Source organism: Vicinamibacteria bacterium (assembly GCA_035570235.1).
Lineage (GTDB): Bacteria > Acidobacteriota > Vicinamibacteria > Fen-336 > Fen-336 > DATMML01.
In genome coordinates this window covers 19650-33210 of the sequence record DATMML010000059.1, presented here as the reverse complement: position 1 = coordinate 33210, position 13561 = coordinate 19650, and the positions used below count along the sequence as shown (strand labels likewise).

12 protein-coding genes are annotated in these 13561 nt (G+C 65.6%); all 12 read right to left on the bottom strand.

The window, feature by feature from the left end:
* Nucleotides 1–29 precede the first annotated feature (29 nt).
* The 12 genes from VN461_10805 to VN461_10750 all read right to left on the bottom strand — a co-directional run bounded on the left by VN461_10805 (nucleotide 30) and on the right by VN461_10750 (nucleotide 13531).
* Nucleotides 30–785 carry a class I SAM-dependent methyltransferase gene (locus tag VN461_10805; protein HXB55265.1) on the bottom strand — a complete coding sequence of 252 codons (756 nt, stop codon included), beginning with the start codon at nucleotides 783–785 and terminating at the stop codon, nucleotides 30–32.
* Complete coding sequence (locus tag VN461_10800; GenBank protein ID HXB55264.1) at nucleotides 786–1766, bottom strand: glycosyltransferase family 2 protein; 981 nt, start codon at nucleotides 1764–1766, stop codon at nucleotides 786–788.
* Nucleotides 1767–1773: 7 nt separating this feature from the next.
* Entirely contained in the window at nucleotides 1774–2499 is a 726-nt protein-coding gene (locus tag VN461_10795) for a WbqC family protein (protein HXB55263.1), read from the bottom strand.
* Between the two features lie 141 nt (nucleotides 2500–2640).
* The gene (locus VN461_10790) at nucleotides 2641–3570 is read right to left on the bottom strand and encodes a methyltransferase domain-containing protein (GenBank protein ID HXB55262.1); all 930 of its coding nucleotides are present in this window, start codon (nucleotides 3568–3570) and stop codon (nucleotides 2641–2643) included.
* A 359-nt stretch (nucleotides 3571–3929) separates the two neighbouring features.
* A complete protein-coding gene (locus tag VN461_10785; GenBank protein ID HXB55261.1) occupies nucleotides 3930–4505 on the bottom strand; it encodes a prepilin-type N-terminal cleavage/methylation domain-containing protein in 576 nt (191 codons plus the stop codon).
* 230 nt (nucleotides 4506–4735) lie between these two features.
* Complete coding sequence (locus tag VN461_10780; GenBank protein HXB55260.1) at nucleotides 4736–5275, bottom strand: prepilin-type N-terminal cleavage/methylation domain-containing protein; 540 nt, start codon at nucleotides 5273–5275, stop codon at nucleotides 4736–4738.
* Between the two features lie 183 nt (nucleotides 5276–5458).
* Nucleotides 5459–6052 (bottom strand): prepilin-type N-terminal cleavage/methylation domain-containing protein, encoded by a 594-nt coding sequence (locus VN461_10775; protein ID HXB55259.1) that lies wholly within the window; start codon nucleotides 6050–6052, stop codon nucleotides 5459–5461.
* 97 nt (nucleotides 6053–6149) lie between these two features.
* Nucleotides 6150–6692: a prepilin-type N-terminal cleavage/methylation domain-containing protein gene (locus tag VN461_10770; GenBank protein ID HXB55258.1), complete on the bottom strand. Its 543-nt coding sequence runs from the start codon at nucleotides 6690–6692 to the stop codon at nucleotides 6150–6152.
* Nucleotides 6693–6803: 111 nt separating this feature from the next.
* A complete protein-coding gene (locus tag VN461_10765) occupies nucleotides 6804–8213 on the bottom strand; it encodes a sigma-54 dependent transcriptional regulator (protein ID HXB55257.1) in 1410 nt (469 codons plus the stop codon).
* A gap of 10 nt (nucleotides 8214–8223) precedes the next feature.
* On the bottom strand, nucleotides 8224–10653 hold the full coding sequence (locus VN461_10760; GenBank protein HXB55256.1) for a YfhO family protein: 2430 nt from the start codon (nucleotides 10651–10653) through the stop codon (nucleotides 8224–8226).
* Nucleotides 10650–12281 (bottom strand): ATP-binding protein, encoded by a 1632-nt coding sequence (locus VN461_10755; protein HXB55255.1) that lies wholly within the window; start codon nucleotides 12279–12281, stop codon nucleotides 10650–10652. Before VN461_10755 ends, VN461_10760 begins: the two co-directional genes overlap by 4 nt.
* A gap of 47 nt (nucleotides 12282–12328) precedes the next feature.
* The gene (locus VN461_10750) at nucleotides 12329–13531 is read right to left on the bottom strand and encodes a type II secretion system F family protein (protein ID HXB55254.1); all 1203 of its coding nucleotides are present in this window, start codon (nucleotides 13529–13531) and stop codon (nucleotides 12329–12331) included.
* Between the last annotated feature and the right edge of the window lie 30 nt (nucleotides 13532–13561).

Below are 13561 nucleotides of genomic sequence, written 5' to 3'. Positions count from 1 at the left end.
TGGAGCTCCCCCCCCGCCTCCCCTCTCCTTCAAAGGCTGGTCTCGAGATAGATCGCGTTCGAGATCTCGGGATAGGCGACCCCGACCCTGAAGAACGCCTCCCGGACCTCCGGGCTGAGCTCCAGGGCCTGCAGTTGGGCGGTGGTCAGACATTTCAGAAAGACGCCCTCGGTTCTTCGTATCCGAAGCCCGGCATCCTTCACCAGCGCGGTAATCGAGTCGAGATCGAAGTACCGCCGGTGTCCGAGCTGGAGGTCGTAGGGGCTCAGCTGGTGCACGTCGTCGAGGAGACCGGCCGCGTTCCCCAGCATCCGATGCAGGGACCGGGCGTTGGGCACGACAATGATGATGGTGCCGGGCGGCTTCAGAAAGCGCGCGTAGCGGCGGAGGACGAGCAGGGGGTCTTCCACGTGTTCGAGGACAAAGCCCATCTCCACCGCGTCCACGGGGGAAGCGGGCTCGTACTCCTCGAAAAGGGCGTTGACCACGGCCGCGTTCGGCGGCAAGGGCGTGCTCTCCCGAAACTTTTGGATGCTCGCCGGGGAGCCCTCCACGATCGTGTACTCACGGAGGCCTCGCCCCAGCGACTTGAGGATGGCCCCGCTGACCACCTGGTGGCCGATGCCCAGGCTGACGAGGGAACGCGTGTTCTGCGTCTCCAGCGCCCGCACCATCCGCTCCGCGTACCACGAGAGCATCCAGAGGTTCTCTTCGTGGAACCTGAACGCGGGACCGTACGCGCCTCCGAACTGGTCGAGCTCGTGCTTCCCCATGTCCGCCGGCAATCACCCCTTCCCAGGGGAGGGGGCTCCCGTCTGGCGCTCTACCCGGCGCACAACGTAGAGGGGCCGGCTCTTGGTCTCGTTGAAGACCTTGGACAAGTAGAGCCCGATGACCCCCAGGAAAGCGATGATGACGCCCCCCAGGAACCAGATGGAGACCATGAGCGAGGGCCAGCCCATGGAGATCGCCTCCGGGCGAAGCAGCTTCCAGGCGGTCAGGGTCAGGCCGGCGAGGAGGGCGGTGGCCGCGATCCCCACCCCGACGAGGAAGATCAGCCGCAGGGGGTAGCTGGTGAAGGAGGTTATGGCTTCCACGAAGAGGCCGATCAAGCGGGAGGGCGTATATGTGGAGGGCGTGGATCGCTGGCCCTTTTCGACCGGATAGGGCACCTGCGTGAAGCCGAGCCAGGCATAGCTACCGGCCAGGAACAGGTTTCTCTCCGGAAGGGTGAGGAGGGCGTCCACGTATTTCCGGCTCATGAGCCTGATCGTGCAAGGGTTCTCGGGAACATGGGTATCGGAAAGAACGTTGAAGAGCTTCCAGAAGACGGCTCCCGCGTACCTCTTCAAGGCGCTGCCCTTGCGGTTGGTGCTCACCCCGAAGACCACATCCGCCCCCCGGCGGTCGAACTCCGCGGCAAAGTCGGAGAGCCATTCGGGTTGCTCCTCGAGGTCGACGTCCAGGATGAAGATCCTCTCTCCCCGCGCGTAGCGCAGCCCCGCGACCGCGGCCGGGTGGTGCCCGAAGTTGCGCGAGAGCTCCACCAGGACCACCCGGGGGTCCAGGCGCTGGATCCCCCTCGCGATCTCGGCGGACCCATCGGGGGAGCCGTCATCCACGAACACGATCTCGAAGGACCTGCGGAGAGCCTCCCCCGCGGCCACCGCCCGGCGGTGGAACTCCGTGACCGTCGCCTCGGAGCGGTAGAGGGTGGTCACGATGCTCAACTCCGGAGCGCGGCCGGCGATCTCTGGCTCCGTCAATTCCGCCTCACTCATCGCCCCAGATGTACCGCGGCGCCTCCGGCCCCTTCATGAAGAGCAGGTCGAGCAACGAGACGTAGGGGTCGTAGGGCGGGTGCAATTGCTCGTAGGCAGGGTACTCGTAGCTCATGTACTCCAGAGTGACGCCGGCGGCCCGCACCTTCTCTTCGTCGATGTAGTCGCGGGCGGAGGGCCCACTGATGTAGTGATCCGCACCAACCTCGCTCAGAAGGGCGAGGAGCCGGTCCGTCTTGGTGCCGGAAACCTTGAGTTCCGTCGAGCGTAGGAAGCGCGTGTGCTGGATGCCCAGCTCCCGAGCCAGGGCTACGGTGGTGTCGATCGTGAAGTCGGCGAGGAACTCGTCGCGCCGACGGTAGAACGACTCGACCAAGGGGGCGTATTTCTTGAAGTAGGGGGCCCGCCCGTACGCGTGGAGGAGGGTCGTCCAGTGACTGTGCGCCCAGGGGCGGTCCCAGCACATCCTGACGTCCCGGATCGGGGTTTGTTCGGCGCGGAGCCCCCGCTTCAGCACGGGGACGGTGAGCCACTGCACTCCTTTCGCCGTCTTGACCCGGTTGCGGTTGCGCCAGCCCCGCTGGTCATACTGGACATCGTCGAAGAACATGAAGACGTTGGCCTTGTGAATCTGATGGAAGTAGCCACGCCAGGGGATGTATGAGGGCTGCAGAATAACGCACTTAACAGAGGTGCCGGTCCCACCCCCCGCGGACATGCTAGCCGGCCGCCTTTCCGCCCGCAATGCCCGACGGGCGGGCGGCGGGGGAAGGATGCTCCGCTCCGGGCGGGTTCCGGGCCCACCGTTCGCCGACGCCCAGATCGTGCGCCGAACCCGCTCTCGTGACCCCCAAGGTCGTCATCGTTCGGCAGGTCGCGTGGCTATCGCCACCAGAGACGACCCGAAGGGCAAGGGAAGCATCCGCAACCAGTAACGCTCCAGGCGAAGGATCGTGCGCAGCAGGTCGTTGAGGACGGGCACGATGGAGAGCTCCGCACTCCGCCGCTCCATGACCGCCTGCCTCCCGCCCCGGAGTCGGCGTCCCAGCCAGCGCAGCACCACCAGCATGGGGACGAGGGTGGCCATGAAATGACTGATGAGCTGGGTCTGGAGGCCCGCCTTTTCCAGCTTCTCGCGAAGTTCCCGCCGCCGGTAGCGGCGGCGATGATGAGCGATCTCATCCGTCTCATCGAAAAGGAAGGGGTGGGCGGGCACGGTGAGCACCAGGGCGCCTCCCGGCTCGAGTACGGAAGCCACCCAGTCCAGGGTCCCTTGATCGTCATCAATATGCTCGAGGACGTCGAACATCCCGATCATCGGCTGGCCGGGCCCCAACGGAGGGAGCCGTCCCTCGTCCACGAGGAAAAAAGGCAGGTCGATCCGCTCACGCGCAAGTTGAAGCCCTTCCAGATAGGCATCGCAGGCCCCCGCAACGGGGACCCCGGCCTCGGAGAGGAAAGCCAGCAAGCCCCCGCTTCCGCAACCGATGTCGAAGAGGGGCCGGCTTCGAAGGTCGGGGACGGTTCGCGTCAGGGCATCCAGGATCACCTCGCGCCGGACAACGAACCAGAAGTGCTCCTTTTCTACTTGGGAGAGCAACGGGAAGTAGTGGGGGTCAAAGCCCGGAGTGGCATTGGCCCCCGAAACGAGGCGTAGGATGCCGTCCTTCTGCGCGAAACGGGCCCTGCAGTGGCCGCACTCCACGTCTCCGGCTTGGGGGTAGGTGAGAGAGGCCCGGCAGCTTGGGCAAACGAGGGGTATGCTCGCGATCGACCTCCGTTCAGCCATGCCGGCCAGCCTCCCCAAACCCGATTGGGGCCCAACTCCGGGCGCGAGCGAGGTGGCCGCACGAGCCTCGGCCGTTCGTCCGTTCCGGATCAAAGGGGCTCCAAACCGATGCTGCCTGAACAAGTCCGCGGTGAAAGCCTCTCCGGCGACAGGGTACCTGAGAACGCTACCCGGTACACGATACCGCTCGTGGCGGGGAACGGGGGGCGACCGCGAGGGGCTACCATCCCCAACGGAAGAATTCTTGGGACGAGAACGGAGCCGCCCCAGCTCCCGATACCAGGGCGGTTGGCTCGCAACAAGCAGGGAATAACTCACCAACCGACCATCGGTGACCGGGGCCGGGCCGCCGCCCCTCTTTACTGGAGGGGCGTGCAGGTGGTGATGTTGATCCCGGGGCCGGCCACCTGTCCGGGCATCGCGCCCGACGGGGTGTAGCACAGCAACCCGCTGGAATCACCCATGAAACCTCGAACGCCCGTCTGCCCGACGCTCACAGGCGTAGCGCCGTAGACGTAAGCGGCAGCGCTTGTCGGCGAGGCCGTCGGGGGCAATGGAGCCGGCACTGCGCTCGGGTTATAGCTTCGGGTGTAACCCGACTTGGGGGTCACGGCCGCGATCTGACTGTCGATGAACGTCGGCGCGTTGCTCGGATAGCTGGGGATGCAACCGCCGCTGGGCTTCACCAGACACGTCAACTTACCATCGTAGAAGCCCGCGTTGGACGACTGGTAAGCCGCCTGAGCGGAGATGAGCGTCCGTGTGTCGCCGATCGTCGCCGACTCGTTGGCGGATACGCGAGCCCTGAGCAAGCTGGGGATGGCGATCGCCGCAATAATTCCGATAATCGCGACGACGATCAACAGCTCGATCAAGGTGAACCCTGCTTCCCTCTTCTTCCTCATTGCGCTCCTTTTCAGGCTGGCGACCAGCACGACCTCTGACTCCTGCAAGGACAATGCCCGCGGAGGATGCCCGTAAGTCATTGATTCGCAGCGACCTGATATGGCGAGCGGCGCCACGATTGTGACATTTTTTGACGAGGCAGTAAACACACCGATTTTCGGTGGCTGGCTGAGCCAGCCCTGGGTGGGCCGGGCTGGCGTTGGAAGGGAGGGAGGGGTGTGAGCCCCCTCCCTCCCTTTTTTGGACTGGTGGCGCCCGCTTACTGGAGGGGCGTGCAGGTGGTGATGTCTATCCCGGGGCCGGCCAACTGGCCAGGCATCCCGCCCGACGGTGTGTAGCACAGCAGGCCGCTCGAATCGCCCATGAAGCCCCGGACGCCCGTCTGCCCGACGTTCACCGGGGTAGCGCCGTACGTGTAGGCAGCAGCGCTGGTCGGCGAGGCCGTCGGGGGCAGAGGAGCCGGCACCGCGCTTGGGTTATAGCTTCGTGAGTAACCCGATTTGGGGGTTGCGGAGGCGATCTGGCTGTCGATGAACGTTGGCGCGTTGGTCGGATAGCTAGGGATGCAACCACCGCTGGGCTTCACCAAGCACGTCAACTTCCCATCGTAGAACCCCGCGTTGGACGACTGGTAGGCCGCCTGAGCGGAGATGACCGTTCGTGTGTCGCCGATCGTCGCCGACTCGTTGGCGGATACGCGAGCCCTGAGCAAGCTGGGGATGGCGATCGCCGCGATAATCCCGATGATCGCGACAACGATCAACAGCTCGATCAGAGTGAATCCTGTTTCCTTCTTCACTGGTACCTCCTTCTCTGAAAATGCCGCATAGCACGAACTCCCGCTTTGCAAAGACAATGCCCCTCAACCAGAGCCGTAAGTTGTTGATTCAACGAAGCCGCGCCGAATTTCGGAACTCAGGGCCATGACAATTTGTGGCCAGGGCAGGGGTCTCCACCTGCCAAGTCGCGGCATGACGACGGCCTACTGAAGGGGGATGCAGCTCGCGACGTTAAGCGTGCCGTTGGCCAGCACCGCCGGCGCTGCTCCCGAAGGGGTATAGCACACCAGTCCGCTGGAATCGCCCCCAAAGCCCCGTACCCCACTCTGACCGACGACGAGCGGAGTACCGAAGTAGGTGAAGCCGGTGGAGCTGGAGGGTGAGGAGGTGGGGGGCAGCGGAGCAGGAACCGGCCCGGCGACAAAACTACGGGTGTAACCGGTCTTGAACGTGAAAGCGGCGATCTGGCTGTCCAGGAACGTCGGCGCGTTGGTCGGATAGCTGGGGATACACCCGCCACTGGGCTGCACGAGGCAGGTCAACTTGCCCTCGTAGAAGCCGCCATTCGAGGATTGATAAGCCGATTGAGAAGAGATGACGGTCCGGATGTCGCCGATCGTCGCCGCCTCGTTTGCGGACACGCGCGCCCGGAGCAAGCTGGGGATGGCGATTGCCGCGATGATCCCGATGATCGCAACCACGATCAAGAGCTCGATGAGGGTGAAACCCGTCTCCGCGGTGACGGTGCGCAGCTTGAAATTGTGGAGGGCGTCGTCGTCCGCGGCTAGCCAGGACATAACCTTCCCCATGGCCCGGAACTGGGCCTAGCGAGCCCGAATGAGAGGGAGGGGCGTCTGAACCCCTCCCTCTTTGTGAACTGGTGAGCGCCCCCGCTTACTGGAGGGGCGTGCAGGTGGTGATGTCTATCCCGGGGCCGGCCACCTGTCCAGGCATCCCGCCCGACGGTGTGTAGCACAGCAACCCGCTGGAATCACCCATGAAACCTCGAACGCCCGTCTGCCCGACGCTCACAGGCGTAGAGCCGTAGACGTAAGCGGCCGCGCTTGTCGGCGAGGCCGTCGGCGGCAATGGAGCCGGCACTGCGCTCGGGTTGTAGCTTCGGGTGTAACCCGACTTGGGGGTCACGGCGGCGATCTGACTGTCGATGAACGTCGGTGCGTTGGTCGGATAGCTGGGGATGCAACCGCCGCTGGGCTTCACCAGACACGTCAACTTACCATCGTAGAACCCCGCGTTGGACGACTGATAAGCCGCCTGAGCGGAGATGACCGTCCGTGTGTCGCCGATCGTCGCCGACTCGTTAGCGGATACGCGAGCCCTGAGCAAGCTGGGGATGGCGATCGCCGCGATAATTCCGATAATCGCGACAACGATCAACAGCTCGATCAGGGTAAACCCTGATTCCCTCTTAGTCATTGTTCTCCTTTCGAACATGGCGAACAGCCAACCCCCAACACTGCAAGGACAGTGCCCACTAGCAGGACCCGTAAGTGATTGAATCAACTGGACTAGATGTGTTGCGGTGGTTCAACTTTCCGACATTTTCTTGCCCGAAGCGTCAATTTTTGTCACCGGGGCCGTTCCCGGGCCATGCTTGCTTACCAGATAGCGCAGCGAGCGACGCGTGATTCCGAGCAGCTTGGCGGCGAGCGCCCGGTCTTCCCCCGCCTGGCTCAGGGCGCACCGCAGCAAGTCCGCCTCGATCGACCGCAGGTGGTCGTCGAGGCTGAAGCCATCCCCCAGCGACTGGGCGGGGAGGTTCGGAGAGCGCGGTTGAAGCAGGTCGAGAAGACGTGCGTGCTGGACCTGAGCCGTGGTTTCCAGGGCCACGACCCGCTCGATGACGTTCTCGAGCTCGCGAATGTTGCCGGGCCAGTCGTAACGGGCGAGGAGGGCCATGGCTTCGTCCGCGATCGACGTCACGGGCTTACCCATGTCCCGACTGAAGCGCTTCAGGAAGTGGTTGGCCAGGAGGGGAATGTCTTCGCGGCGTTCCCGCAGGGAGGGGATCCGCAGGGGGATGACGTTCAGGCGATAGAAGAGGTCCTCTCGAAAACGACGCTCCCGCACCAGGTCCTCGAGCGAGTGGTTGGTGGCGGCCATGACGCGCACGTCTACCTCGACCTCGTCCGTGCCGCCCACCTTCCGGATCTGTCGTTCCTGCAAGGCCCGCAGGAGCTTCACCTGCATCGAGGGGGGGGTCTCCCCCACCTCGTCTAGGAACAGAGTGCCGCGGTGGGCCGCCTCGAAGAGGCCCTTGCGAGTCTGGTGGGCGTCGGTGAAGGCTCCTTTCACGTGACCGAAGAGCTCGCTCTCCAGGAGGGCCTCCGGCAGGGCGCCGCAGTTGATGGAGACGAAAGGCGCGTCGCGCCGCGGGGAAAGGGCATGAATGGCCTTGGCTACCAGCTCCTTGCCGGTACCGCTCTCGCCGGTGATGAGGACGGTGGAGTTGGTCCCTGCAACCGCCTTCGCCATTTCCAGCACGGCCGCGAGGGCGGGGGAGGTGCCGATGATGCGCTCCAGGCCATGGCGGCTCCGAAGCTCGGCCCGGAGCCGGATGTTCTCCTCCTGAAGCCGTTGTTTGTCGAGGGCGTTGCGAACGACGATCTTCAGCTCCTCGACGTCGAAGGGCTTGGTGAGATAGTCGTGAGCACCGAGCTTCATGGCGCCCACCGCCGCCTCCGTCGAGCCGAAGGCGGTCATGACGATCACAACCGTGTCCGGGGTCGCCGCTTTGACGTGCCGCAGGATCTCGATTCCGTCGCCGTCGGGAAGCCGGATGTCCGTGATCACCATGTCGACCGGATCCTGGGCGAGGACGGAGGCGGCCGTGGTTCGGCTCTCCGCGAGCACGACCTCGAAGCCCTCCCGGCGCAACATGATCGCGAGCAGCTCCCGCATCGACTGCTCGTCATCCACGACCAGTATGCGCTTCACGCCTTTGCTCTCATGCTGGGGGCTCTGATCCTATCCCCAGGAGGGGGCCCGCCTCAACCCTGGGGCCGCGTCCGCGACCCTGCGCCCGCCACACCGTCACCCCGGCCAGCAGCCCCGCGACGGAAAGCGCCGCTCCGCGGAGCACGGAAGGCGGCCGGTAGCGGAAGCCCACGCGGTGCCGGCCGGCGGGGACCCGAACCGCCCGGAAGAGGAGGTTTGCCTTCAGGACCTCCACCGGCTGCCCATCGACGGTGGCCCGCCAGCCCGGGCCGAACGCTTCGACTAGGACGAGCATGGCGGGGGCGCTCGCCTCCACTTCCAGCTCGAGCGCGTCCGCCCGGCGCCAGACGAACTGTGCGCTCCCTTGCGAACCCGGGGTGGCACCGGAGGTCGCGTTCCCCGGAGGCAACAAGACCTCTCGGGCGGGGTCAAAAGCGGGATCGAGAAGCAGGGTCAGCGCCTCCGCGTCGGATAGCGATCGCACGCCCCCCACCACATAAGCGCGGGGCAGCGGCTCGGGTACGCGAAAGAGCCGCAGGGGACACGCAAAGGCCGAGGGCTCCCCGAGCAAGGGCGTGAGGCCGGCCAGGTCGCGTTCCCCCACCGAAACCACGTGCCCCACGTTGCCGATCTGGAGAAGGCGGAGTCCCGCCGACGTCAGTTCGGTGCTGCGCATGAGCGCGGTCACGGGCCAAAACGCCGCCGGCGCCAAGCCCGAGAAGTCGCCGTCGTAGCTGCCGAAGAGCCCCCAGCGCGCCCCGATCGGCGGATAAAGCATCTCCTCGGTGCCTCGAGCCCAGCTCCAGTTCGGGTCCCACCCCTGGGGGCCACGGACCAGCCGCGCGCACTCTTCGGGAAAGGTCGCCACGTAGATCCGGTAGTCGGGGGCGACGCGCAGGCGATCCACGAGGGGCGGTCGGAAGGAGAGTAGCTCGGGGGGGCCCAGGGAGTTGACGCTCCGACCCACCCACCCCAGGTCACCCGCAACCAGGAGCGTTAAGCCGGCGGTCAGCCATTGCGGGGGGAGGGATCGGCGGGTCCGGGCCCACGCCAGGAGGCTGACCAGAAAGGCAAGGGTTCCCGCTCCCAAAAGCTTTGAAGCCACGGCCTCCCCGAGAAGCGGCGTCGCGATGGCCGAGCTCCATGGCCAGAGCCGATCGAGTTGCGCCGGTTCGCGCTCGATCCAGAGCGCGGCCAGGAGAAGTGCCAGCCCCAATAGCCAGAACAGACTGCCCAATCCGAGGCCGCGACGCTTCTCCACCGGTGTCCATGCACGGCGCCAGGCTTCCGCCCCCACGCCCACCAAGAGCGCCCAGAAGAGCGCGGTGGGAATCGCGTATTTCGCCGGATAGCGTAGGAGGCCGATGCCGGGCACCCGAAGAAGGAGCGGATATAAGGGTGTGTAGTGACCGAGGGCCGCAGCCAGAAACCAAGCGAAGCCCAGTCCGCCGAGAATCCGCAGGGGTCCCCCCAAGAGAAGCCCGACCCCCACCAGGAAAGCCGAGGACAGGCCCAGATACAGACAGGCCAGCAACGGCTCCCGGGACTCGAAGAGGGCGGCGCGCAGCTCCGGCGTGAGGGGTAGATCGCTGACGAGGCGGGGCACGAGCATGTCCACGATCGTGGCCGGGTGCACAGACCAGTACATGCTCGTGCTGGGGGGCTGTTTCGGACGCGAACCGGAGCGGACGACCTCCAGCGTGGGCCACCACTGGATCGCGCTGAGGCTCAGGGCGAGGGCGGCGGAGAGGGCGGCCAGACGAATTCCCCGCGGGAGCCGTGCTACGGCCGCTCGCGGGTCGTGGATCGCGACGACCAAGAGCCGCAGGCCGACCGCCATCCCCGTCATCAGGCACATGTCACCGGAGCCGGCTAGGATCTGGCCCGCTCCCGCCGCCCCCAGGAGGATCGCGGCCCGCCCCGAGGGCTTGGCGAGCAGCCCTTCCAGGGCCAGCAACACCCAGGTGATCCAGGCTGCCCCCGCAAAATGGTGGAAGAGGCTGACCGCGGACAGGAGAGGCCCCGATAGCGCCCACACCGTCGCGGCCAGAAATGAGGAGGCCTCCGTCCAACCCCAGCGGCGGCCCAGGAAGTACAGCCCCACCCCCGCGGCCCAGACGTGAAGGAGCACGAAGAGCTTGTAGTAGGCGGCCGGGAACATGATGAGGTTCAGCCAGGTCAGGGGGTAAGCGACCTGGACACTCGCGTCGGCCAGAAGAGGACCGCCGAACCCGACGTAGGCGTTCCAGAGCGGCCAGGCGCCCTCCGACACCGCGCGCACGAAGACCTCGATGTGCGGATACCAGTAGGTATAGATGTCGCGCTGATAGAAGACAGCGGAGGTGAAGACCGCCTGGGAGAAGACCGCGACCACGACCAGGAGCAGGCCCGCCACGGCGAGGAGGTCCCCCGTCGCCGGGCGAAGCCGCGCTCCCCTCAAGCCTGTACCGTGGCCGACACCAGGGGCAGGCGAACTTCGACCTCCGTCCCGAAGGAGGGAAAGCTGCGCACCACGATGTCCCCCCCGTGCTCGCGGACGATCCGATAGACGATGGCGAGACCGAGGCCCGTGCCCACCCGGCTTCCGGACTGGAAGGGCTGGAACAAACGTCGCTGCTCCTCCCGGCCCATTCCTCGGCCCTGATCTCGTACGGAGAGGACGACCTCGTCCTCCGAGCGTCGCAGGGTCACCTTCAGAACGCCCCCTTCGGGCATCGCTTCGAGTCCGTTTCGTGCGAGGTTCCAGAAGACCTGAGCGATCTGGTCGCGGTCCGCCAAGCAGAGGAGGGGGCCTTCATCCGAGACGAACTCCACCACCCTCTGGAGACCGACCTCCGGACCGTTGCGGAGCAGGGTCACGGCCTCCGCGACAACCGGACGGATGTCCACCGGGCCCGAGCGCTCCGAGGAGCTCTTGGCCTGGAAGAGAAATTGGTTCAGGGCGTCCGAGAGGCGCTTGGACTCACGGGTGATGATGGATAGCAGCCTCTCCTGCTCGGGAGAAAACCCCCGCTCCGCCAGCAGAACCTGGGCCGAGCCGCTGATCGAGCCCAGCGGGTTGCGGATCTCATGGGCCAAGTGGGCGGCCATTTCCCCGACCGCAGCCAGTTTTTCATTGATCCGGGCCTCCTGCTCGAGCCGCTTGATCTCGGTGAGATCCTGGAAGACGAGTAGAAAGCCCCCGCTCTCCCGCTCCCCGGAGGACAGGGGCGAGACCGATACCCCGAGGACAAACGTCGTGCCGTCCGGACGCTCGTAGTCGAACTCCAGCCGCGCCAGCTTTCGGTCGGCGGCGCGGGCGTGGAGGGCGGGGGGATCGAAGAACCAGGAACCGAGGATCTCGCGGAGAAGGCGGCCGCGGATCTCCCCCCGCCGCCGCCCCAACACGTGCTCCCCGAAAGTGTTGACGTGCAGAATGTGCCCCCCTCCGTCCACGGTGAGGAGGCCGCTGTGGATGCTGTCTACGATGACCTCGTTCAGCCCGCGGAGGTCGGCCACCTCCTCCACCGCCTCCTCGAGCCTCTCTCCCGCATGGCGGAGGCTCTCCGCCAAATAGGAGCCGATGAGGGCCACCGTCCCGCAGGCCACCCCCGTGACGAAGATGGAATAGAAGAGCGCCTTAGCGGAAAGGAAGGGGACGTCGGAAAGACCCTGCGGGGGGACCAACCCGAGCCGGACCGCCCACAAGGTGCCGGCGTAGAAGAGGGTCGCGAGAAGGGCTAGGAGAAGGCCCCCGCGTCGGGAGAGGAGAAGGACGCTGCCGGAGAGCACGGAGATGGGGTAGAGGAGTATGAAACCCGCCCGCACTCCCCCCGTGGTGTAGACGAGCCCGGTGATGATCAGGAGGTCCGACACCACCTGGCTATAGACCTGGGGCTTGAGGGCGGTCAGGAAGCGCAGGGCCAGGGCGTGGAAAACGGTGAGGACGTAGGTGGCCGCGATCAGGAAGTACAGGGGGTTGACGGGGAGGAGGTTCTCCGACACCGCTTCCAGGTAGGAGGCGATGAGCAGGAGGGTGGTGACCATGACCAGCCGGAAGGCCATGAGCTTCTTGAGCCGTAGCTCCATCGAGCTATCCACGGCCACCACCACGCCGGAAGGACCGCGGGAGAGGCTCAGCTCAGCTTGCTGATGAGGTCGAAGAGGGGCAAATACATGCTGATGACGATGCCCCCCACGGTGATCCCCAGGAAGAGGATCATCACCGGTTCCATGAGGGTCAGGAGGTTGGCCACTGCTTGGTCCACCTCTTCCTCGTAGAAGTCGGCGATCTTGCTGAGCATGGCATCGAGGGCGCCCGTCTGCTCGCCCACCCCGATCATCTGCACCACCATGGGCGGGAAGACCCCGCTCTCCTTGAGGGGCTGGGCCACGGTGAGGCCGCTTTCCACCCCCTTGCGGACGGCCATGATCGCGTCCTCGATTATGGCGTTGCCCGAGGTCCGGGCCGTTATCTCAAGTCCGTCCAGGATGGGCACGCCGGAGGAGATGAGGGTGGCCAGGGTGCGGCAGAACCGGGCCACCGCGATCTTCTGCAGGATCAGCCCCAGGATGGGTAGACGGAGCAGGGTACGGTCCACTGTCCGCCGACCCCCGTAGGTCGCGTAGTAGCGACGGAAGAAGAACACGGCAAGCACGATGCCCAGGACGAGGAAGGGCAGCAGGCGGACGAACCAGTTGGACGCGGAGATGACCAGCCGGGTGGGCAACGGCAGCTGGGCCCCCAACCCCTCGAACATGGAGGCGAAGGTGGGGATGACCTTCCAGAGGATGACCGCGATCACAAGGCCGGCAATCCCCAACACGGCGACGGGATACACCATTGCCCCCTTGACCTGGCTCTTGAGCTTGACCGCCTTCTCGATGTAGGTGGCCAGGCGCTTGAGGATGGTGTCCAGGATACCGCCCGCCTCGCCGGCCGCGATCATGTTGGTGAAGAGCTCATCGAAGGCCTTGGGATGCTTGCGCATGGCGTCGGCCAGGGTGGACCCGCCCTCGACGTCCATGCGCGTGGTCTGCAGGATCTTGGCGAAGTTCTTGTTTTCCTGCTGGCTCCCGAGGATCTCCAGGCACTGCACCAGGGGCAACCCGGCGTCGATCATGACCGAGAACTGACGGACAAAGATGGCCAGGTCTTTGGCGGCGACACCGCCCCCCAGCTTGGGGAGCGCCATCTCCTTGCCCTTCTCTTTGACCGAGGAGACCAGGATCTGGTCCCGGCGGAGAAGGGCCAACACGGCTTCCTTGTTGTCGGCCACCCGCTCGCCCGAAACGACCTTGCCCTCCCGGGTCTTGCCCTTCCATACGAAGGCAGGCATCGGCTTCTCCTATCTGGACGCAGCACCCTG